The 24,784-nt window shown below is 44.3% G+C and carries 20 protein-coding genes and 1 tRNA gene; 7 read left to right on the top strand and 14 right to left on the bottom strand.

Features of this window, described 5'->3' with window-relative positions; all coding sequences use genetic code 11:
• Positions 1-1,002: 1,002 nt before the first annotated feature.
• The 3 genes from GF401_09805 to GF401_09795 are packed head-to-tail and all read left to right on the top strand — an operon-like array spanning position 1,003 to position 4,028.
• Positions 1,003-2,355, top strand: a complete 1,353-nt coding sequence (locus GF401_09805) for an ATPase (GenBank protein ID MBD3345342.1) — start codon at positions 1,003-1,005, stop codon at positions 2,353-2,355.
• Positions 2,352-3,020 (top strand): TrkA family potassium uptake protein, encoded by a 669-nt coding sequence (locus GF401_09800; protein ID MBD3345341.1) that lies wholly within the window; start codon positions 2,352-2,354, stop codon positions 3,018-3,020. The genes GF401_09805 and GF401_09800 overlap by 4 nt, the downstream gene beginning before the upstream one ends.
• Positions 3,021-3,041: 21 nt before the next feature.
• A complete protein-coding gene (locus tag GF401_09795) occupies positions 3,042-4,028 on the top strand; it encodes a sugar nucleotide-binding protein (protein ID MBD3345340.1) in 987 nt (328 codons plus the stop codon).
• On the opposite strand, the gene GF401_09790 is transcribed toward GF401_09795, so the two are convergent.
• The 4 genes from GF401_09790 to GF401_09775 all read right to left on the bottom strand — a co-directional run bounded on the left by GF401_09790 (position 4,029) and on the right by GF401_09775 (position 6,628).
• Positions 4,029-4,724, bottom strand: coding sequence for a DUF1573 domain-containing protein (locus GF401_09790; protein ID MBD3345339.1), 696 nt, complete (start codon positions 4,722-4,724; stop codon positions 4,029-4,031).
• A 136-nt stretch (positions 4,725-4,860) separates the two neighbouring features.
• Positions 4,861-5,028: transfer RNA gene (locus GF401_09785), tRNA-Met, on the bottom strand.
• A gap of 127 nt (positions 5,029-5,155) precedes the next feature.
• Positions 5,156-5,647 carry a cyclic nucleotide-binding domain-containing protein gene (locus tag GF401_09780; protein ID MBD3345338.1) on the bottom strand — a complete coding sequence of 164 codons (492 nt, stop codon included), beginning with the start codon at positions 5,645-5,647 and terminating at the stop codon, positions 5,156-5,158.
• A gap of 75 nt (positions 5,648-5,722) precedes the next feature.
• Positions 5,723-6,628 carry a DUF814 domain-containing protein gene (locus GF401_09775; protein ID MBD3345337.1) on the bottom strand — a complete coding sequence of 302 codons (906 nt, stop codon included), beginning with the start codon at positions 6,626-6,628 and terminating at the stop codon, positions 5,723-5,725.
• 203 nt (positions 6,629-6,831) lie between these two features.
• Here GF401_09775 and GF401_09770 point away from each other — a divergent pair, with 203 nt between their 5' ends.
• Both GF401_09770 and GF401_09765 read left to right on the top strand, forming a co-directional pair.
• On the top strand, positions 6,832-7,170 hold the full coding sequence (locus tag GF401_09770) for a hypothetical protein (protein MBD3345336.1): 339 nt from the start codon (positions 6,832-6,834) through the stop codon (positions 7,168-7,170).
• Positions 7,171-7,273: 103 nt separating this feature from the next.
• A complete protein-coding gene (locus tag GF401_09765) occupies positions 7,274-8,221 on the top strand; it encodes a hypothetical protein (protein MBD3345335.1) in 948 nt (315 codons plus the stop codon).
• A 60-nt stretch (positions 8,222-8,281) separates the two neighbouring features.
• On the opposite strand, the gene GF401_09760 is transcribed toward GF401_09765, so the two are convergent.
• The 9 genes from GF401_09760 to GF401_09720 form a co-directional block, all read right to left on the bottom strand.
• Entirely contained in the window at positions 8,282-10,030 is a 1,749-nt protein-coding gene (locus tag GF401_09760) for a hypothetical protein (protein MBD3345334.1), read from the bottom strand.
• A gap of 108 nt (positions 10,031-10,138) precedes the next feature.
• Entirely contained in the window at positions 10,139-10,495 is a 357-nt protein-coding gene (locus GF401_09755; GenBank protein ID MBD3345333.1) for an anti-sigma factor antagonist, read from the bottom strand.
• Between the two features lie 3 nt (positions 10,496-10,498).
• The gene (locus tag GF401_09750) at positions 10,499-11,293 is read right to left on the bottom strand and encodes an STAS domain-containing protein (GenBank protein ID MBD3345332.1); all 795 of its coding nucleotides are present in this window, start codon (positions 11,291-11,293) and stop codon (positions 10,499-10,501) included.
• Between the two features lie 28 nt (positions 11,294-11,321).
• A complete protein-coding gene (locus GF401_09745; GenBank protein ID MBD3345331.1) occupies positions 11,322-11,807 on the bottom strand; it encodes a hypothetical protein in 486 nt (161 codons plus the stop codon).
• A 39-nt stretch (positions 11,808-11,846) separates the two neighbouring features.
• Positions 11,847-12,182: a hypothetical protein gene (locus GF401_09740; protein ID MBD3345330.1), complete on the bottom strand. Its 336-nt coding sequence runs from the start codon at positions 12,180-12,182 to the stop codon at positions 11,847-11,849.
• Between the two features lie 209 nt (positions 12,183-12,391).
• The gene (locus GF401_09735; protein MBD3345329.1) at positions 12,392-13,168 is read right to left on the bottom strand and encodes a hypothetical protein; all 777 of its coding nucleotides are present in this window, start codon (positions 13,166-13,168) and stop codon (positions 12,392-12,394) included.
• Positions 13,168-13,458 carry a hypothetical protein gene (locus tag GF401_09730; GenBank protein ID MBD3345328.1) on the bottom strand — a complete coding sequence of 97 codons (291 nt, stop codon included), beginning with the start codon at positions 13,456-13,458 and terminating at the stop codon, positions 13,168-13,170. The genes GF401_09735 and GF401_09730 overlap by 1 nt, the downstream gene beginning before the upstream one ends.
• Positions 13,459-13,479: 21 nt before the next feature.
• On the bottom strand, positions 13,480-17,256 hold the full coding sequence (locus tag GF401_09725; GenBank protein MBD3345327.1) for a hypothetical protein: 3,777 nt from the start codon (positions 17,254-17,256) through the stop codon (positions 13,480-13,482).
• Between the two features lie 49 nt (positions 17,257-17,305).
• A complete protein-coding gene (locus tag GF401_09720; protein MBD3345326.1) occupies positions 17,306-18,235 on the bottom strand; it encodes a hypothetical protein in 930 nt (309 codons plus the stop codon).
• Positions 18,236-18,546: 311 nt separating this feature from the next.
• On the opposite strand from GF401_09720, the gene GF401_09715 reads away from it, so the two are divergent.
• Together GF401_09715 and GF401_09710 are read left to right on the top strand one after the other, a co-directional pair.
• Positions 18,547-19,329: an FHA domain-containing protein gene (locus GF401_09715; GenBank protein MBD3345325.1), complete on the top strand. Its 783-nt coding sequence runs from the start codon at positions 18,547-18,549 to the stop codon at positions 19,327-19,329.
• Between the two features lie 3 nt (positions 19,330-19,332).
• Positions 19,333-20,067: a metallophosphoesterase gene (locus GF401_09710; protein ID MBD3345324.1), complete on the top strand. Its 735-nt coding sequence runs from the start codon at positions 19,333-19,335 to the stop codon at positions 20,065-20,067.
• A 50-nt stretch (positions 20,068-20,117) separates the two neighbouring features.
• On the opposite strand, the gene GF401_09705 is transcribed toward GF401_09710, so the two are convergent.
• Positions 20,118-24,437, bottom strand: a complete 4,320-nt coding sequence (locus tag GF401_09705; GenBank protein MBD3345323.1) for an activase — start codon at positions 24,435-24,437, stop codon at positions 20,118-20,120.
• Positions 24,438-24,784 lie beyond the last annotated feature (347 nt).

Genomic DNA, 24,784 nt, shown 5'->3' with positions numbered 1-24,784 from the left:
ATTAACCCCTCCTTAGAGCACTGTTTTGCCCGTCACTTTGTGGGGTTTAAGAAAACAACGATGCGTTTAACCAGGGTTTTAAGCGCTTTAGCAAATCATTGGTTCATTTCAAAAACAAATTATTCCCCGCAATAAAGCCTGTTAAACAAAACTCTCCCCTATGCGCCTCAGGCGTAGCTATAATCAAGCATTTTCCATAGAAGAGATACAAAGGGACGGCAGTTCCTTTCCAAATGCATTCATCCCCTTTCCTGATCATTTGGGTTGTAGCTTAGAGACATGCCGGCTCTACCACCCTCAGGAGGTTTTTCTCTTGTTTTTTTCTACAGACATAGCGGCTCTAAGAGCCTGTAAAATCCATCTCAACTGCCAATAAAAAAAACGCTCAATGCTTACCACTCAACCCACGCATGCCGGCATTACCGGCATGAATATAATAAGCATTTTCAACGTAGGATGTAAAGGGGATGGGATTCCCTTTCCAAATGCACTATGCTCTATATATCGAAGTGAAAAATATAACAGCATTGTAAAAATAAAATACGCTGATAACACTTTGATATAGCCGATATTCACTGATCAGAAGGATAATAATAACAGCAAAATATCAGCGTTAAAATCAGCCCCCTTGGCGTTACCGGCGTTCTCTAAATGGGAAATTTTGATTTTTAGCATAACTTCGGAATTTACTCGTTGTTGTGCGAAATAAACCGGAACGAATTAAATCATAGCCGGAGGTGGAGAAGAGGAATAAGAAAGCGTATTTTAACTATATTTAAGAATTTTGAAAACAGCCCCCAAGAGAGAAGAAAAACAAGAAAGTGAGCATTTTGAAGCTGTGGATTTTTAATGAACAGACACGGGAGTGGGAAAAGAGCTATCCCCTCCTTGAATCTCTTAAGGCCTGGGGCAAAAGGAATGGCAGGCTCATAGTAGCCATGCATTATTACCGCAAATTGTGTCTATCGGACTATTCAGAGTGCCCTAATTGGAAGGGTATCTATGATTCGTAGGCTCTTCAATGCTATCACATCGATTTACGCGCACATGCGTCCGGAGGCGCTTCTTATCTCCAGTTTCGGTACGGCAATAACTGTCGGAACACTCTTGTTATGGCTGCCGATTTGTCACCGTGGTTCCGTGGGGCTTCTGGAGGCATTCTTCACCGCCACATCCGCCGTGTGTGTCACCGGCCTAATCGTGGTTGATACCGGCACCGTTTTTTCACCATTAGGGCAAATCATCATCCTTGCTCTGATTCAGCTTGGCGGAATTGGTGTCATGACATTTGCCGCCTTGACTTTTCAGTTGCTCGGCAAACGTCTCTCGATTGCCGGACAGGCTGCCATGACGGAGTCCCTGGTCCATGACGAGCTGAAGAGAGGGTTCAGGCTCTATTTCACACGAATTCTTTATCTGCTGGGCTCAATAGAATTAATCGGCGCGGCAGTGCTTTTCATCGGGATGCTTTCGGAACATAGCGTCCTATTCGCTGCGTATTCGGCCATCTTTCATTCCATCTCGGCCTTCTGCAATGCCGGTTTTTCACTCTATTCCGATAGTCTGATCGGGTTTAACCACAATCCTCTGATTATTACAACCATAACCGCCTTGATTATTGTCGGCGGCATTGGTCACCCCGTGATATTTGACTTCATCAGAGTAGCACAATCCCGAAAGAATAATGGTAAATCATTCTGGAGCGTTCTTACCATTCACACACGAATAGTCCTGGTCATGACTCTTGTACTCCTTTCTGCCGGTGCAATTCTTCTGCTCCTGACTTCTTTGCCGGAAATCGGCTTCAATTTGTCCGCATCCATATTTCAGTCGGTAACTGCCCGCACTGCCGGTTTCAACACGGTTGAGATAGGCCTACTCCCGCAATCCACCCTTCTTGTACTCGTCATGCTCATGTTTATTGGCGGATCTCCGGGGTCCTGTGCGGGAGGTGTAAAAACGACTACCTTTGCATTGTGGATAACACAGCTTTCCGGCCGCTTGAAAGGGAGACTTGATGTAGTCATTCAAGACAGGCACATGCCGCAACCCCTTGTTCGTCGTTCGTTAACAATAATCAGCCTCGCGTTTCTTCTTAATGCCATCGGCATTTTCATTCTTTCGATGACGGAATCCGGGGCATCATTACGTGACATTCTTTTTGAGCAAGTTTCGGCCTTTGGCACAGTCGGTTTGTCAACAGGCCTTACTTCCAGGCTAAGTGCACTTGGAAGATTATGGATAATTGCAACAATGTTCATTGGCAGAATCGGCCCTCTTACGGCAGTAATATTGCTCTTAAGCAAAAGGCCCATTGATGTTAGATATCCCGAAGGAAAGGTGATGATCGGATGAGTAAAGAACGAAAACATATTTGTATCGTTGGACTTGGCTTTTTCGGCGCGGGTCTTGCCCGTTCCTTAGCTAAAAATGCTGATGTTCTGGCTATTGACAACGATATCGGACGCGTCAACGCGATTACAGATGATGTCCAGAGGGCGCTGTCTGTGGATGTCAAGGATTTTCAATCTCTCTCCGCAGTGGTGTCGAATAAGTTCGATGAGGCTATTGTAACCATTGGTGAGGAACTCGAATCGAGCATTCTTTGCGTATTGTATCTGAAACGTCTCGGCATACCTGTTATTCGAGCAAAAGAAAGCAGTCAGGAGCACGGTGAAATACTCAAGTCGATTGGCGCCACACACGTTTTCTCACCTGAACTGGAAACAGCCGAGCGCCTCTCGCTTCGCATTATCAAACCGAATCTCCTTGATTTTGTTCCTCTGGCTCATGATTATGTTGTTGTCGACTTTGCAGCACCAAAACAACTTATCAACAACAGCCTCGAAGCCCTTCACTTACGAAATGTTTATGGAGTCTTTGTAATGGCTATCAAGAAGGCCACCGATGCAGGCTTTGTGTTTCTTCCGGGACCGGATTACACAATCCAGCAGGACGACGTACTTGTTGTAATCGGAAAACAAGAGGGAATAGACAAGCTACAGAAAGAGACAGAATAGAAAGCAATCAAGAAAAGAGAGGTGGGGGCTGAACGGCAAAAAAGCAGAATATGGCTGACATTCAAGTCTGAGGATAATGAATGGAAAGCTCAGAAGGCCCTCTTGCATCGATTTATGCAGCTTTTTCCCCCTGAGATTGATTTGATTTCCCCTCCGGTACCCGATTCATGGCGCGTTCTGGTTACCGGCATAACGTCGATTCATGGATGGCCGATTTTTACACAGTTACAAAGGCTTCTTCCCGAGCATCGTCTTATGGGCATCCGTTCGCCCAAAATGAATATCCCCGATTACGAGAATGCTCATTCACTCTGTATCACCGATAAAGAAAATCTGGGGCATATCAAATCGGAGTTTCGGCCTACCCATGTCATTCATTGCGCGGGGGTATGCGATCTCGATGTTTGCGAGGAGCGACCGGCCTGGGCATCGATGCTCAATGTTGGCGGAGCCCGTGTTGTTGTAGAGGTATTCGGGGACATTCCGGTCTTTTTTATGAGCACCGATCTTGTTTTTTCCGGCGAAAATCCTCCCCACAATGGCTATGCCGAAGAGCATATACCCGATCCTATAAGTATGGCGGGCAAAACATTCAGGGAGGCTGAAAAGGTGATACAAAAATGCAGGGAGTGGTGTATTATCCGTCTGGGGTTGCCTTTGGGAGATTCGGTGACCGGTGATAAAGGAGCTGTCGACTGGATCGAGAGCAGATTTAAGAGAAACCTGCCGGTTACGCTTTTTCATGATGAATTCCGGAGCTGTATTTCCTGCGATGAGATCGGGAGAATGGCTGTTTGTGCGCTCACAAAAGAGCTACGGGGGATCTATCACTTTGGCGGCGCCGGAGCGTGGAGTCTCCATGATATCGGGCGCTATGTCATTGAAAAGGGCGGATACCCGGATACTCTGCTTACCGGCATTATGCGTCAGGAAGACATCGGTGGCCCGCCCCGGATTGGTGATGTCACCATGAAGTCATCGAAAATAGCCGGGGTATTGACGGGTTGATTACTCGTTGCCGACCAGAATCAAGCCGCCGATCTCGATTGTCTTTTTCTGCGGATGATTGGTGGTGATAATGAATTTACCCGGTGATGTTCGTGCCGGGCGGTCGGATACGTGCAGCTTCAGGGCATACTGCACCGCCCCTTCCTTATCCTGTTCCTTATATTTTTGCAGGGAGTGCTCTACCGGGTGTACGGATTTGGTGAGATAGGCGTTATATTTCACCGATTCAATTATCAGGTTTTCGGTGTCGGTGGTCAGACGGATTTTTTCCTTTATATCTGATGGACCAAACCTGATAAATTCTTCTGAAACCGATATCACCGGCTCGATTCTCGCTTTCATGGTAAGGCGGATAGTCTGCTGATTATCGGCATCGGTGAGCACGGTGGTCGTCTTTTTAACAAAGCCCATAAATTTAGAAACATCGACTTTGATCGAAATCTTTCCGCTTCCACCGGGAGCGATCTTTTTATCGACATGGAATTTTGTACACCCGCATCCCGGATGGACTTTAAGGACATACAAAGGTTCATCACCGGTATTTTTCAGGATAAAATCATGGGATATCGTATCAACCTGGCCTTCAAGAAAAGTACCGGCAAAATACTCGGTCTCTTCTACCTGAAGTCTTGGACCGGCATGAAGCGGAGATGCAACGAAAATAGCTGTGAACAATATTAGTATGTATCTAATCATAATTTTGCGGGCCCTTTGTAATGATTTCGTGAGAAGTGCCGAAAATGTTTATTTATTTTTGGCTTTCAATAAATAAAATAATAAAAAAGGCGATCTTAAACTATAGATATTTTTAGCTTAAGATCGCTTGTGTATTTGGTAGCGGGGAGAGGATTTCACGGCTCGCATCCGGCTCACCGCCCTCAAGGGGCTGCTCGGCAGCATTTGCTGCCTGCGCAGTGCTCTCCGGCCGTCCTGGCCTCCGAGTGAACCTCTGACCTTTGGGTTATGAGCCCAACGAGCTACCGGACTGCTCCACCCCGCAATAAAATCTTAATTTAAAGAACTTGGGCACTGGGCCCAACGAGCTATCCCGATTACGAATCGGGATTTTGCCCCGCATTAAATTTCAAATGATGTTATAATATACTATTGTGAGAAAAATAAATCAATTATGACCCTTTTTGTGGTGTGCTGCTGCCGGCTTTGACTTCGTGTAGAAGCCGTTGCATATCGGATAATGCTTCCTTTATAGGTCCAAGCTCCTTCATCTTCAGGGCTTCTTCACCCAGTTTCACCCAGTTTTCGACTTCGCCCTGGTAATGGATAATTTTGTCATTCATTTCCATGATTCGTGCAGCGAGGGCCTGGCCGATAGAGACTGCAGCGGATGGATTCTGTTCGAAATATCCGGTCATATTTTCGATCATCAGGAGTTTTGCCGGAGTCATCGCTTTGACCGTGGCGATCCGTCGCTGGGAGAGCAGTGATGCTATCTCCCCTACATACGAGCCTTTTAAACTGATTTCGGCTACTTTGACATTCTTAACCGAAACTTCGAGCGTACCGCTTAAAAGAACAAACAGTTCTTCGGCGAGTTTGCCCTCCTGTATTATAACGTCGCCCGGCTGGTATTCGACTATTTTCTTTTCTTCATTTTTCATACTGTTCCTTTGCGTCTCTGCGTAGGGGTATGGCCTGGAAGGTCATGCTGCGAATTTTGCTCTTTTCGAAAAAAATTAAATGGTACTATCCTGCCCGGAAGAAAACAACTCTTTTGGCGATTTGGGCTCCACCCGGATCGATTTATAATTGCTGATCTGTACTTCACCGGGAGGTGATTTTCGTGGTTTTCGCACATAACGGGTTTCGGTGAGATGGACTTCGGCATAGGATGTGTGCCTGGCCTTCGAAAACCAGACAGCCAGCATAGCTGCTTTACGTATGATATCATCGGGAGGATAGGGAGCATCTTTGGGACGGCGGATTACGACATGCGATCCCGCATGGGCGGCTACATGGAGCCACAGATCTCTGGGTTTTGCAAAACGTGTGGTAAGCTCATCATTTTGTGACGCATGTTTCCCGACATAGATATCCCAGGTTTCGGTATAAAAGTGGTGATAAGGTACATTTGCCCCTTCGTGTGCTTTGGATGAACCTTTTCGTGGAATCAGTCCTTGTGATTGCGCATGGGTTTTAATCTCCTCAAGAAAGGTTTCATCCCCGGTTTCCGGTTGCTCCATAAATTGGTCGATTTTATTCAGAAAATGGCGCAATTCTTCAATATCTTTTTCGGTTGCCTCAACATTTTTTTCGGTGATTTTGTGGCCGCGATGTGCTTTTTTCGATTTTTTATAGTATAATTCGGCATTGTTGCGAAGGCTCAGTTTCGGGTTGAGCGATATGGTTATCACTTCCTGTGTGTGCACATTACTCAGCGACATTTCTGATTTGCCTTTTATTTCGCCCTGAGACAGTGCTAAAAGAGAATCTCCTATCTGACGATAATACATCCAATTAGAATTTTCTCTCGCCTCCTCTTTCTGCTTTTCGAGTTTTCGTTCGGAACGCTTTACAGCACGATTATATATGCTTCGGAACCGTTTAATCTCTGCAATGACATTATCTTTTTGATTATTCATACCTGTGAGTTTCGGCAGGGCGGGGAAATTTTAACAAAAACTGCCTTGACTTTAAATCCTTCCGGTGGTACAATTAGAGTGTAATAAGTTTGAAAATAACTAACTCCCATTAACGCTGCCAAACGATAAAGAGAGGTTGGAAGGAAATGGTCAATTTCTTAGAAGTAAAGTGCCCTTCGTGCAGACAGAAATGTGAGATCTTCTTGACTTCAAATGCATCGCTTGTTATTCTTAATTGCCCATCTTGCCTTAAACCGATTATCTATCACAAGAAAAAATGTCTTCCCCTCACCAGCCAGCAGACAAATCAGATTGAGACTGCCAATCATGAATCGGCCATATACGAAATTCTTCAGAGAATCATTCAAAAGGGTAGTGGAAAAGGGTCGCATTACGCTCTCCCCCAGCCTCAACCTGAACCCGTAACCGCATCATGCTCTTCAGGTACCGCCGAAGCAGGCATTACCCGTGATGATATCACCAATTTGAAAATCGAGCTGGAAACCTGCACCGACGCGCAGGCGTTTATCAATAAAATGTAAGTCCTTCTGTTTCCATAAATGTCGGGCTAAGAGCACCGACAAACCACCGCAACCTTCCCTGATTGTATTTTAACGGTAAGCAATCACGGAAGGTTTTTTATTAATGATCCTCAAATATGAAACCTATAAATACAGCCCTGTTTTAGGCTGGTCGATATCCCGGTACGAAACATTCGACAAGTGTAAACGGATGTATTTTTATACCTATTACTCGAAATTCGTTCCCGATATCCCCCTCTATAAAATCAAACAGTTGAAAGCGTTGACTTCTTCCCCCCTCGAAATCGGAAACGTGGTCCATGATATTATCGAGGCTTTCCTGCGTCGTCTTCAAGCTGATGACAGTTCTATTGATGAAGGCCGTTTTTTTGAGTATGCAAAAAAGAAAGCAGAAGAATATTTTTCGACCAAAACCTTACTGGAAGTTTACTACGGCCATGGCCGGAAGGTTTCGGTTGCTGATGCACAGAAGAAAATCGAGCAGTGTCTTACAAACCTTCTTAAGAGCCCGATCTATAACTGGATATACATGAAAGCTTTGACAAACAAAAACAACTGGATGATTGAGCCGCCGGGATACGGAGAAACCCGTCTCAATGACCTCAAGGCATACTGCAAAATGGACTTTTTATTTCCTGTGGAAGACGACATCTATATTCTCGACTGGAAAACCGGACAAAAGGATGCCTACAAGCATTCAAATCAACTCATCGGCTATGCAGCGGCGGCGAGCAGCAATTTTCAACTGCAATGGAACAGAATATTCCCGAAAATCATCTACCTTTATCCCGAATTTTCCGAATTTGAGTTAAAACTGAGTGAGAGAGAATTGCACGCATTCTTTGAAACAGTACAGCAACAGACAAAGGAAATGCAGAGCTATTGCTGCAATGTGGAACAGAATATACCCCTTCCAATCGATAACTTTCCTCAATCTCCGTCGCCGTCAGTCTGTAAGTACTGCAATTTTCAGGAACTCTGCTTTCCCGAAAGAAAGCCCTCGGCGGAAAAGGCGGAAACAGCGAACACGTATCCCTCAAAAAGCAATTAAAAAAGCCCGGTAAAATATTTTTTACCGGGCTTTCAGATTATTTGCAGTAAAAGTAATCGCTTATGATTGTGTTTCTGCAGCTTCTTCTTTCATGGCATCAACCGATGATTCCTCAACAGGCTCGGTATCTTCAATGATTCTGCCCTGACGTTCGGCTTCACCCCGAAGCTCTTCGACACTGGTCATCGGCTCATCAAGATGCTGCACCATGAATTCAGCATCATCGGCAAGTTCACAATCGGGTGAATGTTCCAATACCCATTTGTAATTGATTTCAGCCATTTCGGGCTTGCTGAGATATTCATCGTAAATAAAGCCCACCATGAAAAAGGTATTGCATTTCTTCGTGCTGCCAGCATCGCCGAGCATGAGGTATTTACGGTAGTTTCTGATAGCTTTGTGATAGCGTTCTTTTTCGGTCTGGATCTTGGCATATTCGGCCAGGGCCTCATGCCCTTCTTCGGTAAACGGAAAGGACTTGACGAGGGTACTATACAGATTCTCGGCTTCGTCGGTTTTACCCGAATCGCGGGCTGTATTCGCCTTGGCGAGAAGCGTGTCGGGATCCTTGTCTTTCTCATCGTTGAAATCTTCCTGGAGGAAGCTGACGCCTGCTTTGCTTCTCATTTCGTAGATTTTTCCCTCAAGTTTCATTTCCACTTCTTTTTCATTATACCGCTCGAAGGCTTTTTTAAGGGCTTCCGTATCAGGAGGTGGATTGTAGGCGCCCCGGTCATCCCAGAATGCATACATACACATTGCGGTATCGAGGGTTACGGCCTCTTCGGCTTTTTCATAAAGCTTTTCTTCGATATATTTATCAGTAACATCATATTTTTCAACCCAATCGAGAATCTGTTTCATTTCCTGCGTAGTTGAATAACCGATATCTTCGGCCCTCTTCGAAAAGAGTTCCCATTTGAGCAACCATTCTGCAAGATTTTTGATTTTGGCGGAATCTTCCCTGTAATGTTCCCGTTGTGCCTCAGGAATCCAGCCGAGAATTACTTCCATATCATCAGGAGTAATCTTTTTCCCCTTACCATACCATTCGCTCATAGATTCGGGGAATTCCTCCTTGTATATTTCTTTGTATGTTTTTTTCATGAAAAAAGTCGGGAGATCATTTTTGATCGAATAGATCCATTCTTTATGGGCTTTTACAGAATCGATTTGTGTTGAATCGTTTTCTGCGACAAATTTCTCATAATGCTCAGGTGAGGGAGGATTTTCTTTGACAAACATCTCTTCAACTATTTCCGGACGTACCTGCACAAGCGCTTTGGTATAAACAGAGTCGCGGGCAACAAGTGAGTCTTTTGATGTGCCGGTATCGCTTGTGTCCTCCATCTCCTCTTCAGTTTTTGCAACCTTAAGTGTGTCATATACTTTTACTGTATCTTTGAACCTGCTTTTGTGCTTATTGTAATACTCTTTGATCTTATCATTGGAAAACCCGAGATTTCGATCCAGAATATCTCTGAGATAAAGCTGAGCCGGGTAAAACTTCTTTTTCCATTTCAAGTCGTCTCCGTTGATCACTTCACGGTAAATTTCGCTTCCCCTTGCCTTTTCCCGATAGACGACTTCAGTCTCTACCATAAAAGTAATATTCGAACGGTTTCCGGGAAATATACCGGTCATTCGCATCGGATAATTCATTCGCATTTGCTGAAATGCATCGTAATCCTGTTGAGTGAAAACTTTTCTGCCGATTTTAACCAGTTCCTTTTCGGTTGAACCCTTTTTCTGGCAATTCAATCCGATTACAACCAGGCTAATAAGACACATCTGTAAAAACATCTTCATACAGCACCAACTCCACCGTTTAAATGAAACATAAATATATAAATGTGTGTAATTTTTATCTTGTTACAACTCGATAAAAAAGGAATAAAAAAGGATTAGGAAACAGCGTTATTTCAGCGCTTCAATTGCTTCATCAACATCATCATAAATTTCCAGGAGCGAAGATGCGCCGATAATCTCGATGATCTCGTAGACATTTTCATTGACATTGGCAATTTTGAAGCTTCCACCTTTTTCTTTTGAGGATTTGTTGAAATGTAAAAGTACACCCAGCCCTGTACTGTTCACATAGCGCAATTTTTTAAAATCGGCAACAATATTAACAAAGCCATCATCCATTAAATTGCATATTTTTTCAAGCACAAACTCAACATTGGTGGCATCAAGGTCGCCGACAAATTTGACTACTTTCGCTGTTTGCACGCCTTTTAGATCTTTATATTCAAGATCAATTTGAGACTCCATATCCTAATCCCCTCTTAATCGAGTAACATGGACTGTTGTTCCGTTTTCAGAAAAATCTATTGATAAATTATTTGACAGCATTTTAATAAGTGTAAGCCCCCGTCCCCGTTTGTCGTCAAGCTGAGGAACAGCAGTTTTCGAAATTGAGTTTGACAATTGTTTCAGTACTTCAACCTTAGCCGGATTACTGGTATTGATTACCTTGATTTCAACTTTTTCACGGTCGATCCCGAGAAACAGTTCTATATCACGATAGGCATCGGCATCACCATGTTCTACCGCATTATTACAGACTTCATCAACAATGGTCTCCAAACGAAAAGAATCGCGGCTGCTGTATCCTTTCTGTTTGGCAATCCTGCTGACCAGCTGACGGACCGGCGGGACAAAGTGAAGCTCGGGAGGGAAAGAAAGGGTGAGCGACTGAGAAATTCCTTCATGTTCCCATTTATAAGCATTTACCGCCGATCGTACGTTGGGGTAGGATTCGAATATTTTAAAGGCGCCCAACGACGACAGCTGGGTCCTGATATCAAGCGTTAACCCGGTAAAAACCAGATCTCCTTTGCTCTCAACAAGGCGCTTTTTGAATCCCATAAAGCGGCCAAGCGCGGCAGAAGAAAAAAGAGTTACCTGAGAAAGATCGGCAATGACATACCTCGGATACTTATGCAGGACTTCATCGAATACCTCATTGAGTTTCTCGACACTTGCTCCATCAAGTTCATTTATGACATGCAAAACAGTTGTGTTGGGAGTATCTTGAGTTTGCCATATCTCAATGCGCATTGATTCCATTGATTATGCTCTTTCTTTTCCTGAAAAGTTATTTTTCCTGGGGTGCAGGTTCTATATCGTCTTTTTTCCTTACCACCCGCACAGTGGTAAGATTATTCTCATCAATCTGAAAATCCATCTCCTCCGAAAGCATGCGAACAATTTCCAGACCCAGTTTATCTTTCTTACTGCGAGGTTCGAGCTGGACACTTTCACCCCGTTTTTCAACAGTTTTTCTTAAACGATCAATATCATCCTTCGAGCCGCCCGGATCTTTGATAATGAATTCGGTCCGGTTTGGATAGATATTGAATAAAAGTTCCACCATTGATTCGGATGACTTGCATCCGTATAAGACTGCATTATTACAAACTTCATCAACAATGATCTCGGACCTGTAAGCAAATTTCGGGTTAAAATTGCATGCCTGCAGCGTTTCCGCTACAAATTTTCTGATAGGAGGAATGTACTCACTATCGCCGGGAAACTGGAGTTTGATTTTATATTCATTTCTCTTGTTGCTTGAATTCACCAGTACTCAATCCTCCGTGAAAATGAAATAACACACATCAATTTATTCTTCCCCATGAAGAATGAAAGTTTCATCATTTGAAGTGATTACACCTTTTTTAACTAATCGCTCAACAAGCCGGGAGGTAATCGACATCAAGGTAGTGAATGTTGGCGGTCCTTCGGCGCCTTTGATTTTTGAAGTCAATTGAGCATCTTTCTCGGACGATGACCGCAGGGAATCGAGAATACACTCCATGACAAACATAATTTCACCATAGGTAAGATTTCCTTTGCGGTAACTCGAGAACTCCTGTATTGCGCCCAGGATCAGGTCGTTAAGCTTATTGAACTCATTCTGGTCGTCAAATACATTCTTGTATGAGCCAATCTCCGGCATATACTTCTCCTTATCGGTTGGCCAGGTGGCCGAAACAGATTAAATATATATTAGTTATAGGCTTAAATACTAAATTATTTATTTGTATCGAAATAACAATACACCCATATTCACCCGAATTAACCGGGTATATTTAATGAATTATAATTCTATAAAATGGGCGGCTGTTTTGCAATAGAAAAATCTATGATCTGTTTGGTCCTTTTGTTTTATTCCGGCGCATTCTGGTCTTGCGGTTCCTCAGAGGATACTTCACTGGGAGCTTCCGGCACCGACGGTTCCGACTGCTCCGTATCCTCTTCACCAAAACCGACCTCGGACCCTTCAACACTCGGAATATTAAAAACATCGGATATTGACGGTTCTTTATATTCTTCTACGCCCGTGAATTCTAATCTTGTCTGCTCAATTTTAGCCCGGGCAACAGCTTTTACCATCTGAGCCGATTTATTGGCTGCTTCAACCGAAAGTGTTTCAATAATTTTGCTCTGTTCGGCGGCAGAAATATGGAGTTTTTTCATTGAACCGAAATAAAACAGATCTTTCCCTATTGCAATTTCACATTCGATATCACCCGCAAAAGCCATATCCCGATCACGGAGACTGTACATGGTCAGCGATGCGGTAACCTTACCGATAATCCCGCTTCCAATTAAATTTCGCCTGTAGGGAGTAACGGTGTAATTTCTTATTTCTCCCCACACGACCAGTATGGTATCCATATAGTGGCGTTGTAATGAAAGAGCCAGCGTCTTGGATAAAACGGGTGTACCGCGGAAATCGAGCATACTCTTGAATTTCTCTGTTTGAGCCCGGTCAATGAGATTGGTGCCGTCAAAAGTGGCAAGATTTTCCCGCAGCATCTGTTCATAGCTTTTTTCAAAGGACGGTGCACCTCCTTCGAAAATCCCCAGAAAAAGAATATCCATGCTTTCGGCACTAAGGACAACAACCATCGAAAGCAACCATAATACCACTTTTTTCATTAAAAAAGCTCCTTCCGTATTTCATTGTTTGCACGATATATCCAGCTTAATACTTCTGCAACCGCAGCATATAATTCCGACGGAATTTCACGATCAACATCAATCTGGGCAAGAAGATCGACCAGATCATTGTCCCGCTGGATCGGTATTCCGTATTGCTGAGCAATTTGCTTGATTTTTTCTGCAAGATGTCCCCCGCCTTTTGCCACTACGCGCGGAGCTTGCTCCTGCTCGCTATCGTATCGAAGAGCAACTGCTCGATCACGGTTTTCGGAATTTAGCTTTTTCATACATCCATTTCCGAAATCTGCTTAAATTCGCATGTCAATCGCACTGTCGGATTTTGTCTGAGATACAGAATTCGAGAAAACGCTGTTCCCTCCACTCCCCTTTTTTAGGCCGGAAACATCAATTTTTGCAAAATTGAACCCCAGTTCCTGGAAAGCATCACTCAGAGAGCCCCGGTTTTTTTCGAACCACCGACGAGTTGTACTGTTCTCTATTTCTAATTTCAGATTGAATGATTTCCGGGGAAGATACTCTATACGTGCGGTAATTTCTCCCAGAAACGATGGCGCCACATTGATTACAACCGAATAATTCTGCTGCGAAACCTTTTTGCGCCCCTTGTTATGCTGTTTTACAATCATAACTCTGATATCAGTCCATTCCCCCTGAATTTTCATTGGCACGGCGAGCATCTGCTGCTCGCCCTCAGCAGTTGTAACCGGGCGGGCCAGCATTTGAAGGGACTCGAACCGGTTCAGCGCAGTTTCGACATTCTGACGAAACATTTCAAGAGGCAACTTCTCACCAGTATTCGAGCGTTCCGATTGTGCCGTTTCCAGGTGACGGCTTAATTCTCGCGTCAATGTCTCAAGATTTTTTGCCATATCCCTGAAAACAGCTTCACCATTACGCACCATCCCCTTCTCGATATTTTCGCGGGTAGAGATAAGATTTCTAATGAGCGTATCGAGCTGCTGTAAAACATTTTTAATGACATTTTCCAGATGAGGGCGAAGTGAAACATCTTCACCGGCGGCCGATTGTGTTGCCTGGGAAAGAAGATGGGTGAATTCTGATGTCTGAGGTGGCTTTTCCCCGGATGCGGCAAAAGACTTCTGCCCTTCACTTCCAGCCGAACCCGCTGCATTGTTTCGTAGAACACTTTCGGCCTGTTCACCGACTCTCTCGATAATTTTCCCCACCTGTTCCTGCAAAGAATCCGGAGAATTTTTGAGGTGCTCGGTAAAAGTAGTAAAGATAGATCGAATATCCTGAATCAACTGACCAAAAAGTTTGTCTATCTGTCCGGCTCTTGTTGTTTCCATGGGGGCAGAAAAAGCGCTGCTTTCACTTGGAGAATGATAATTGGAGTACTCCTGCGAAGATGAAATGCTGAGATTCTCGTTGGGAATACTGTTTTTATCGGGAAACAATTGTCCGCTGATATGATTCAAATGAGAGACATTTTCATGTTTGATTGCATTCGTATCCTGTTGCAACGATTGTACGAGTGAATCAAACTGCTCGTTAAAGCTTTGTGACAGCTTTTGTAATCCATCTATCTGCTGAGAAAAATAGTAGGCTAACTGACGGCTCCCATTTGAGAGAGCACCCTTGTCGAACTCGATTTCCGATTGTCTGGTGGTAGCCAACATCTCCTGAATCGCTTTCTCAATATCCCGTATCGTTGTATTGAATACTGCCGCAGTTTCAGATTGAAGCGTCTGGGTTTTCAGTGAAAGCTGCGAAAGCAATGTTTCCAGAACCTTTTCGATATGACCCAGTATTTCTTTGGTCTGGGCCGAATCTGCCGGCATCGATTGGTTTGGAGCAGATTGAATCCGGTTTTCAATTCGTTCGATCAACTCACGGATATCCCGGCTGATTCTGTTCATGATATCTTCGAGATTAATTTTGATATCATTGGCTGATTCTGTCAGTTGCCGGGGAATCGTTCGGTGTGCATTAAGAAGAACTGCTTCAATTTCGGCAAATGAGATTGATGCCGCCTGCGGTTGAGATGCAGGAAGTCTGGATGAGAATATCTGGAGAAGATTTTCCACCTTACGAACGAGCTTTTCGGCTTGATGGGTCATTTCCTGCGGAAGTCTTTCGGGCATGGAATCTATAATCTCGGAAACCCGGCCGGCAATTTCTTGAACCGGCGCGCTTTCCGGCTTAACCGGAGGTGAGGATGTATTGTCGGTATTCGTCGATTCGGGGGAGATTTGCCCGCCCTCTTCTGCACGAGACCCTGTTGTTAAAATCGCCTCTATTTTCCCGAGAATGTCATCAGCAACATGCTTAATCTTTCCGAGAAGGGCGGATAATAAGCTGTTTCGGTTTTCTTCAGCCTGCCGGATCATTGAATCTGTTTGAAAGGCGATCTCCCGGACAAGAGCTTCAACGACACGAATCGTGTCAGACTGATCAGCATTCTTTTGCACTGCAGCAATCTCACCTGAAACGGCCTGTTCAATGCTGTCTTGCGATCCGGAAGCATTTCCACTTACCAACGTATGTAAAACCTCAGCTTTCAGCTCCGGAAGACGATCCAGGAGCTCATTTGACACAGAACTCACCTTTGAAGAAAGCTCGTTAATAGCTCCGCTTATCCGGGACAGGACCATGCGAATTGCCGACAGTTCTTCAGAAACGGTCTCCCCTGTTTTGTCGGCCACACCGCTTGGATCGATTTCCCCACCGACACTCATCGTTTCTGCAATATTTCCGGCATGAAGAAGCTCACTTTTAAGAGAACCCCCAACACGTTCGCCTTCAGCAATATCGCTTTTTACCTGGGCCAGATCATGCTCGAGCATATATCCCAATTGCCGGATTAAAGCCTGAAAAAGCTCTTTTTTATTGCCCTCAGAAAGAATGCTTTCCGTGATGAACATCTGATCTTCATTATAATGTTTCATCTCTATACCGATAGTTTCTCCCAGTTCAGTGATCTGATTGAATGATACCGGAATTGTCGATGCATCCACTGAGGGAGTACTCAAGGGCAGCAAATCCAGATTGATTCGACTCTCCAATGCCGTCGTTATCCATTGGAGAAGGGAGTTATGGGCGCCGTGAATCGAGGGTGTTACCGGTGGCTGATCGGTTGTAGCGGCACGAACTAAAAATCGGTCGATTGCACGAAGCTCCTCAAAAGATAACGTGTCCAGGCTCTTTAAAAGCACCGAAATATCTTCGAGTGAAAGCTGTTTTAAGGCAACATTTTTTAATTCGGAGTTAATAAAATGAGCTAATTCCCCAGCAGCATCACGAGTACTCATCACAAAGGCCCTTGTTTCTTCATTACCGGAGGGCATAGTTCGGACAGCCACCCCCTTTTCGCCCGCCAGTGCTATAAGGGCAGATGGATCGATTTTCGCCCGCCCTTCTTTATAGGGAGGCCATGAAGCAAGGTCTCGAACGCGCTCAAAGAAATAGAACCCTTCTTTTAATTCTCCGCTTTTCAGAACAACAACCGGAGCTTTCGTCGCCTCTGTTTGCTCCACTTTCCCCCGGTTCTGAAGCTGTTCTTTGAGTAAGGAAAGAAGCTCTGATAATTCCCGATTTTTTTCGGTATTTTCAGGAGCGCTTTGAGAGGAGACTGTGGATAAAATCTGAGTAATGGAGCGGATTGTTTCCTGTGCCTTGAGATCTCTCCCGCTAAGAACCTGAGATACAGCTTTGACTATCTGCTCGATTTCTTTATACGTGGCACTGCTTGCTTTTCCCTGTACCTGTTCGGACAATGTGTCGATTTGTGCCCTCAGTTTTGCGGTAGCGGGATCTGTATCGAGCTTGAGCGAATCCGCCGACTGATTATTTCCTGGGCGGTGAAAAGAATCGCCGGATTCTTTTCGTTCAATTAAAATCTCATCACCGAAACGGGTAAGCTGTACATCTTCTCCTGCATCCAGAGAGCCATTGTTCACTTTTATGGTAACACTACTGGATGAAGTTTTTATCAGGAAAGTTGAATCGTCAATTTTTTGCAGCACTCGACCGCGCTCAGAAACGAGTCGTGGGGGGATTGCAGAGAGTATGGTAGCGGCAATATGGGATGCATTTGGGATCATTACACTACGCGTTTATAGAATCATTGTTAGTATGCCTGCTCGTCCTGAGTTAACTGCTTCCGTAGTCTTTTTTTGCCATTCGGAGAATGAGTGAAACCTGATCGATGCTGATATGGTGTTTCCGTGATATCTCCTGTACCCCCAGGCCTTTGGCGGCATCAGTGACAACCAGACTTTTCAGATTGCCGGAATCCGGATGCGACTCAGACGGTTGCGGTTGAGCCTTTTTTAGATTTGGAACCTTTTTGGGGGCAGGTTCCGGGTCATTTATCTGCCGGGTCTCGATACCAGGCGGAATCTGATTGTCAAATTTCTTGATTTGTGATATTTCGCTATTAATCCTCTGGCGCAAAGCATTGATTCGGGCATCGTCGGTATCGGTATGAGGACGGACTTTTTGTTTCGGCACCTGTTCGGGTGGTGGCGGAAAGCCCTGTGAACGCTGGGGAGCCGGTTTTGGATGCTCCGGAGGAGGTGGTGAGGGTACTGCTTTTTGAAATTGCCCTTTCTTTTCTTTAGCTCTTTTTTTCCGGGAACCTGAGTTTTTAAAAAGGCCTGCAATAAGGATCACGGCACAAAGGATAGCTACTCCACCGATTATTATAATTATCCAGTCAAACAGATCCCGGGGCATCAGGCTCTTGAGTATGTTTTCGGGCCCTTCGGCTTTACCCAGTTCTTCGGCTCGTTGCTCGTATACTGATGGATCCAGGGAAAAGAGACGTTTTTTCAAGGCATCGATAGAATCTCTTAGTCGAGCACTCTCTTTCTCGAGCTTATTGATATCGGCGCCGTCTCTCTTTCGCTTCTGTTTCTCCAACTGGATCGAATCAAGGCGCGATGTCAGCTTTTTTTTCTGCGAAATAAGATCATCCTGGGCAAAACATGTTCCTGTCGAAAAGAAAATAACGGCAGCAATAAACACGGCATGCATGATCGGCGAGAAACAGGGGGTGATGGGAAAGTATATTTTTCTCATAACATTACTATTATAACTCTTTAGGAAAAATATCATATACGACAATAAGGTTCCAATAAATTCTTAAAGAAAATATTAATCGCCGACATCCATAAAAGAAATAATTCATTGAATTGAATGATATTTTCCACTAAGTATTGAACTTAAATACACTTTATAGATATAATTATTCAGTATATATATCGACAAATATTCATGTTAGTTAATTATTTATAATAATCTATAAAATCCATCATACTATTGAAATTACTTATATTAATTTTATATTTTGCCTTCTGTACTAATTATGATATGAGGCGTAAATAAAAGCAATGGCAGAGTTTGTTCTCTTATTCGATGATCAACATCTGAAAACATACGATATTCAGGAACCGGTCATTACCATCGGCCGTTTGCCCGAAAATACGATATCTATCGTAAATATGGGTGTTTCCCGACGGCACGCCCGTATCGAAAAAGATCCATCAGGCGGTTACCAGATTATCGATCTCAATTCTCTGAACGGCACCTTTGTAAATAACAGAAAAATCAACAAAGGCGCCCTTGGAGTTGGTGATAAAATAACAATAGGAAAATATACAATTATTTTTAAAAATATGGTGCCTGTTGCAAATGACAATTCTTCTGCCGATAGCAGGGAAGAAACCGATTTTGCCCTTGAACCGACAATGGAATCAGCTTCGAGACAAGCTTCCCCGCATACCATACAGAGAGAGTCTCCCCTGCCCTCCGGGGAACAGGTTGCAGGAAAGAGCGACGAAAAACAGGAAGTGCTCGAACAGGATCCAGTCGAGACAGGGCCTGTACCAAATTGTCCGGTACTTATCGAAACCAACAAGCATGTTGTATATCGTATCGATAAAGAACATTTTACATTGGGCAATTCTGAAAATGATGATATTTTTGTCGACGGTCTGTTTATCGAAGAAGCCATTGTTGAGATTGAAAAAAAGGATGACGGGGTCTGGTTGACGAATAAAAAATTGCTTGGAAAAACAAAAATCAACGGCAAAAAAGTAAAAAACCATCTTCTTCAGCATAAAGATCGAATTGAAATTGGTTCCAGTACCTTTCGATTCATGGAAAACGAATAATTAATGCGCCTTGCAATAATATCAGACATCCACGCAAATCTGGAAGCCCTCGAAGCTGTTTTTGAGGATATCGAGTACCAGAATATCGACGAAACGATCTGTCTGGGCGATATAGTCGGCTATGCCGCAGACCCCAACCGGTGTATCGAATTGATAAAAGCTTGTTGTCCCCTCACCTTACTTGGCAATCACGATGCTGCGGGGATCTGCATGCTTTCAACAGTAAATTTCAATGTTCATGCCAGACTGGCAATCGAATGGACATCCGAAAATCTTTCCAACGAATCGAAATCCTTTCTCCATGTCCTTCCATTGAAGAAAGTCAGGTATTCCCAATCCTTTGTTCATTCCACTCCTTATGAACCGAACATGTGGCACTACATTACGTCACTCGAAGAAGCCGCGTATAATTTTCGTTTTTTCGACACCGACTTCTGTTTTATCGGTCATACCCATATACCGCTGATCATTGTGGTCAATAACCGGAATGAGCTGTATGTCCATCAGGATACAAGCATTAATCTTCAGGAAATTCCAAATGCCCGCCTTTTAATCAACATTGGAAGTATCGGGCAACCCCGCGACCATGATCCCCGGTCCTGTTATGGTATTCTCGATACCGAAGAGGGCTTTTTCACTTTCCGGCGGGTTGAATACGATATCAAGCGCTGCCAGGACAAAATGAAAAAAATTAAAATGCCCGAATTTCTTATCACTCGCCTGGAAAAAGGTCAATAAGTGTGATACAACAGGCGATCCGCTACCGGCTGCAATAGAGCCCCCGCCAATTACCTTGCAGCAGTCTCAGTCACCATTCCCAGTTTTGCATGCATGCGCTCCACCTGCAAACTGAACGCCTCGATACGGGCCTCGACTATTTGTGGAAAAGGATTGCCGTCGGATTCAACCGAGAGGAACGGAAGTTCCATAACAGAGTGGTAGGTTTTTGAATGATGGCCGTTTCCCATGGCGTTATCGAGCCGTTGCTTGGTTACCAAAGTCGATTCTGCGGATAAAATCGATTCAATCACCCGTGTCGGCATACAGGCAAAGGGCCCCACTGAAACCGTTCCCTGAACCGTATGGAGCATATCTTTGAAAAAGGCGCCGGCAACAATAATCGATTCGCCGGTAAAACGAAGGTCAAAAAACTGTTCTCCGTATTTCAGAATCTTTTTCATCTCCACAGGCTCGTACTCATAGAGCATAGATTTGGCGAGAATCTTTTTTATCTTCTTTTCGTAACCTCTTTGCAGAAAACGCTTTGCATAAAATTCGATATTGCTTTTTAAGTCAAATTCCGGATCATAAACATTATATTTCACCATATAATCGATATAACGGAGCCATTCGAAAATATGGGCCCGTTTCACGATAATCTCACGTTTTTCTAATCGGTCGATAAGATCTCTGCAGGCGAAATAATCTCTCCGCACAAATATTTCACCCATCATGGCAACTTTCTTTGCCTGGCTTAATGGATATTTGAGAGGGACACCGGCAAGACGGCCGGCGCTCTTTTTAAGCACCGCATACAGATTTCCGGCGCCATTTTTTTCGAATTCATCACAAATGCTTTTCCACTCGGCATCAAATATCTCAAGTCCGCGTTTCTTATCCAGAGCCAGAACAGCGAGTGCATTCTTGATATCTTCCATAACATCGGAAACAATAATACCTTTCAGCACATTCAATGCACTTTTAATCGGCAATCCGGCATAACTGTTTTCGGTAGTCAGCGAGAGCAGAGCGACATTGCGCATCCGGTGTTTTTCGATCAGCAGTTTTAAAAAGACACTATACTGAGTAAATCGACAGTTCCCCCCGGTCGTGGGCATGAAATAAATCAGAAGTTCGTCTTTCTTTGTCCGGTTTTTAAGATAATTGAGCAGGCCTCCTGCGGTCAGCTGCAGGGGCAAACACTCTTTGCAGGAGCTGTGCGCACGTCCGAGCTTGAGAACATCAAAACTATACACGGGAAGAGCGGTTGTTTTTATGCCGGCTCCTCTGAATGCCGCGGCGAGTAATTCGGTGGTAAGCGCACCCATTGATGGCAATACCAGATGAACCCGCCTATCATAGATACTCACCCGTTCCCCTTCGGAAGTTACATACCAGGGTTGATTATTTTCCTGTTGTACCACCGCGGGTTTAAATGCCTTTTTGGCCGTTTCAATTTCTCCGAGATGGCGGTAACGGTCGACAATATCCAAAAAGGCTTCAATTCGTGTATCCACTCCGGCATCGGCAGTATGACTGTCCAGTTCGAGGGTCAGTGAAGGTTTTCTTCCCATTATCTCTCGGAAATAACTGAGCAGAAAAGAGTCGGGACCACAACTGAAATTGGTAATAAAAGCGCCGAACAGCCTGGGATGCTTTTTTACATACTCGGTAGCCTTCCAGAGGTTCTGCCCCATTGCCCAGCACATGTTTTCATCACAGTACTCTTTTTCGAAGGGGAGAAAATCCCATGGAATAATATGAATGCCCCGGGAGGCAAATTTCGTCGGAATCGCAAGATTGGCTTCACGGGCAAAGGCATTATAGGGTCTGCCAAAGAGCACGATGGCAATTTCATCATCTTTTTTATCCAGTTGTTCGAGTAACGCTGCCCCGGCCTCTTTTGTCTGCCTGGCAACCTTTTGCTGCTGAGCAACCGCATACCTGAATGCATCAATCCCCTCTTTAGCCGAATGGCCGAGAAACCGGGCGAGATTTCCAAAAACATGCTCTTCACTTTCATACCCCTTGGAAAAATTCAGAACCGGCGTCAGCAATTTTGCCGAAAAAGGAATATCCTTGAAAGCGGTTTTCAACCAGTATGCTTCACTCTGAAGAAGAACGCAGGTGCACTGATGTTCCTTTTTATAACTAACGCTGTTATCCACATACAGCTCGAGAATTCGGGGAATAAAGATATAATCGAGATCCTTTTTAATAAGGTTGGAAAAACATCCATGAGCAATCTCGCCGGGATAACAGAATGACGAGCGTTTCAGTTTGATACCGTCAGGATCAACATCATCCGAAACAACAATTTCATATCCGAGCCTGGTAAAAAAGGATGAAAACATGGGAAAGAAAGAATTGGTCAGGTAACTTCTGCTGATCCCCACTTTTTTTCCTGTAGAATTATTTTCCGGACTTGTGGGGTGGTCGAAAATCAAGGCCTGACGCTTTTTGATATGGTCATATTCGGATGCATCGTATTTGATATGATGAACAAGGTTGTAGTAACGATTACAGGCCCCGCCAAAAGGAAATTTCTTACCGTTGATAATCATCATGCTGATCTCACAGCCCCGATCACATTTTTCTTTTCCACCTTTACAGACAAAGGTTTTGCCGTATTCGATTTCCCGTGCAGCAAGCTCTTGCAGATCGAAATGCTGTTTCTGTGCCAGGCCGCTTTCCAGCCTGTTTTTAAGTTCCAGGGCAACGCCGAAAGCACCGATTAACCCGGGATTCGGTGGGACAATAATTTTCCGGCCAATAAGGTTCGCCATCGCAAGCGGGACAGCACGGTTGTAACAGACTCCTCCCTGCATGAATATTTTTTCTCCTGTACGTCGCTGACCTTTAACTCTGTTGACATAATTCATGCATATCGAATATACCAGGCCGGCGACAATATCATCTTTTTCGATTCCTTCGTGGGTTGCAGTTTTTATATCGGAGCTGATAAATGCCGCACATTGATCGTTGAAATTTGGTGGAGCTTTGCCGGTAACCGCAACGTTGGCAATTTCACGGTAATCGATTCCGAGGCTTTCTCGGGCCGATTCTTCAAGGAATGATCCTGTCCCCGCAGAACAGGCTTCGTTCATGGCATAATCGGAGGGGACCGCATTGGTCAAAAAGGTATATTTGGCATCCTGCCCCCCTATTTCAAAAATCGTATCGACTTCACTGTCAAAATAGGCCGCTCCGGTTGCATGGGCAATAATTTCATTGATAATCGCATCGGTGGAGGCGTGGAGTCCCGCAATCTGCCTTCCTGAACCGGTCACCGATAATCCGACGAGTGAAATATTTGCCGAAATCTGACGGGCCAGAGATTCGTAGCATTGACGGGATGCCTGGACCGGATTGCCGTTGGTGCGGAGATAATCTGAAGCCAGCATGGCGTTATCGGTTATCCGCAGCAATACCGCCTTTGTTGTTGTCGATCCGACATCGAGACCGACAATACATTCATCTCCATCCCGGGCAGTTCCCTCCGGAACATCCTTGAATTCGACCAGCCGTTCGCCTTCAGAAATTGGCGGCAGAAAAGAGAATGAGGTTTTTTCTTCTTTAAAGACATTATCCGGATCGATTTCTGTTTTAGATTTGTTTTGCATGGCATACCAGGCCGCACCCAGGGCTTCGAATACCCCAGCTTCATTGGGAACCGAAAGAGAGTCGACTCGATCTCTGAGATAATTCATTACCACCGAGTTGTGGGTGACACCGCCGATAACAAGCACTCTTTTCTCGGGAAGCTTTTCCAGAAGATCCATGATCTTTTCGCTCATCATACGGCATAATCCGGCGGTTACTCTTCCAATCGGTACACCTTTATTGAGCGCATGGGTACAGTCGCTTTTGCAGAACACCGAACAACGCCCCGATACCCTGTACTCTTCCGAATCCCGGGCCAGCTCAACAGCCTTATCAGGACCGATATTCATTCGTCGGATCTGCTGCAGAAAAAACTCTCCTGTGCCGGATGCACACTTATTGCCGGTTTCAACGGTGGCGATATTTCCTTCTTTATCGAGGATATAAATGACAAAATTCTCGGCGCCTAAACTTGCAACTGCAGTATAGGGCTCCTGTTTTCCGGTGGAAAGAGTTAAAAACTGAAGACCATACTCGACCGCTTCAGGTTCGGTAATCGATGAAACATCGACAATATCTCTGAACTTTCTTCCGGTGATTGAAACGTAATCATAGCGGGATATATCCATCTCTTTCAGGAGATCGCTGAAAGCCTGACGGGGATTGCTTTCGTGCCCCTTGACCCAGGTATTACCCATACATGGCTTTTCATTTTCTTCAATTAGCTCAACTGCCTTAATATTTGATGCACCTAAACAAATTCCTAAAGATTTCGCTTTTTTCATGAGGTCTCAATCGTTTTGGGTGGATAATTTGAATAAATATGCCTCTTCAGCCATAGAAAGGTAATAATATAAAAGATTGAGAATATAAAGTTTGCGATGATAGGTTTTTTTAGTGAAATTTATGCATATTGCCGAAAACCGGGGGCACTAACTTGTATCTTCTTTAGCAAAGATTCAAGTTCATATAATTCCGTTCTGCAATACCGGAAAGCAGAAAAATAATCATTTCCGGATACCGTATATAGAGTGAAAGATTACCTGCTTTTTATGCTCAGATAAGCCTGATCGTCAACAAAATTTTGAACAAAAGCATTCTACGAGCTATTTTATTTCGATTATTTGAATTA

Source organism: Chitinivibrionales bacterium (assembly GCA_014728215.1).
GTDB lineage: Bacteria > Fibrobacterota > Chitinivibrionia > Chitinivibrionales > WJKA01 > WJKA01.
Note: the sequence above shows the minus strand (reverse complement) of the source record. Positions and strands in the feature narration are given on the sequence as shown.

Bases quoted from the DNA above. Each gene is read 5' to 3' on its own strand.
- GF401_09805 (MBD3345342.1), top strand. From the start codon at position 1,003: ATGATTCGTAGGCTCTTCAATGCTATCACATCGATTTACGCGCACATG.
- GF401_09800 (MBD3345341.1), top strand. From the start codon at position 2,352: ATGAGTAAAGAACGAAAACATATTTGTATCGTTGGACTTGGCTTTTTC.
- GF401_09790 (MBD3345339.1), bottom strand. From the start codon at position 4,724: ATGATTAGATACATACTAATATTGTTCACAGCTATTTTCGTTGCATCT.
- GF401_09780 (MBD3345338.1), bottom strand. From the start codon at position 5,647: ATGAAAAATGAAGAAAAGAAAATAGTCGAATACCAGCCGGGCGACGTT.
- GF401_09775 (MBD3345337.1), bottom strand. From the start codon at position 6,628: ATGAATAATCAAAAAGATAATGTCATTGCAGAGATTAAACGGTTCCGA.
- GF401_09765 (MBD3345335.1), top strand. From the start codon at position 7,274: ATGATCCTCAAATATGAAACCTATAAATACAGCCCTGTTTTAGGCTGG.
- GF401_09760 (MBD3345334.1), bottom strand. From the start codon at position 10,030: ATGAAGATGTTTTTACAGATGTGTCTTATTAGCCTGGTTGTAATCGGA.
- GF401_09755 (MBD3345333.1), bottom strand. From the start codon at position 10,495: ATGGAGTCTCAAATTGATCTTGAATATAAAGATCTAAAAGGCGTGCAA.
- GF401_09750 (MBD3345332.1), bottom strand. From the start codon at position 11,293: ATGGAATCAATGCGCATTGAGATATGGCAAACTCAAGATACTCCCAAC.
- GF401_09740 (MBD3345330.1), bottom strand. From the start codon at position 12,182: ATGCCGGAGATTGGCTCATACAAGAATGTATTTGACGACCAGAATGAG.
- GF401_09735 (MBD3345329.1), bottom strand. From the start codon at position 13,168: ATGAAAAAAGTGGTATTATGGTTGCTTTCGATGGTTGTTGTCCTTAGT.
- GF401_09730 (MBD3345328.1), bottom strand. From the start codon at position 13,458: ATGAAAAAGCTAAATTCCGAAAACCGTGATCGAGCAGTTGCTCTTCGA.
- GF401_09725 (MBD3345327.1), bottom strand. From the start codon at position 17,256: ATGATCCCAAATGCATCCCATATTGCCGCTACCATACTCTCTGCAATC.
- GF401_09720 (MBD3345326.1), bottom strand. From the start codon at position 18,235: ATGAGAAAAATATACTTTCCCATCACCCCCTGTTTCTCGCCGATCATG.
- GF401_09715 (MBD3345325.1), top strand. From the start codon at position 18,547: ATGGCAGAGTTTGTTCTCTTATTCGATGATCAACATCTGAAAACATAC.
- GF401_09710 (MBD3345324.1), top strand. From the start codon at position 19,333: ATGCGCCTTGCAATAATATCAGACATCCACGCAAATCTGGAAGCCCTC.
- GF401_09705 (MBD3345323.1), bottom strand. From the start codon at position 24,437: ATGAAAAAAGCGAAATCTTTAGGAATTTGTTTAGGTGCATCAAATATT.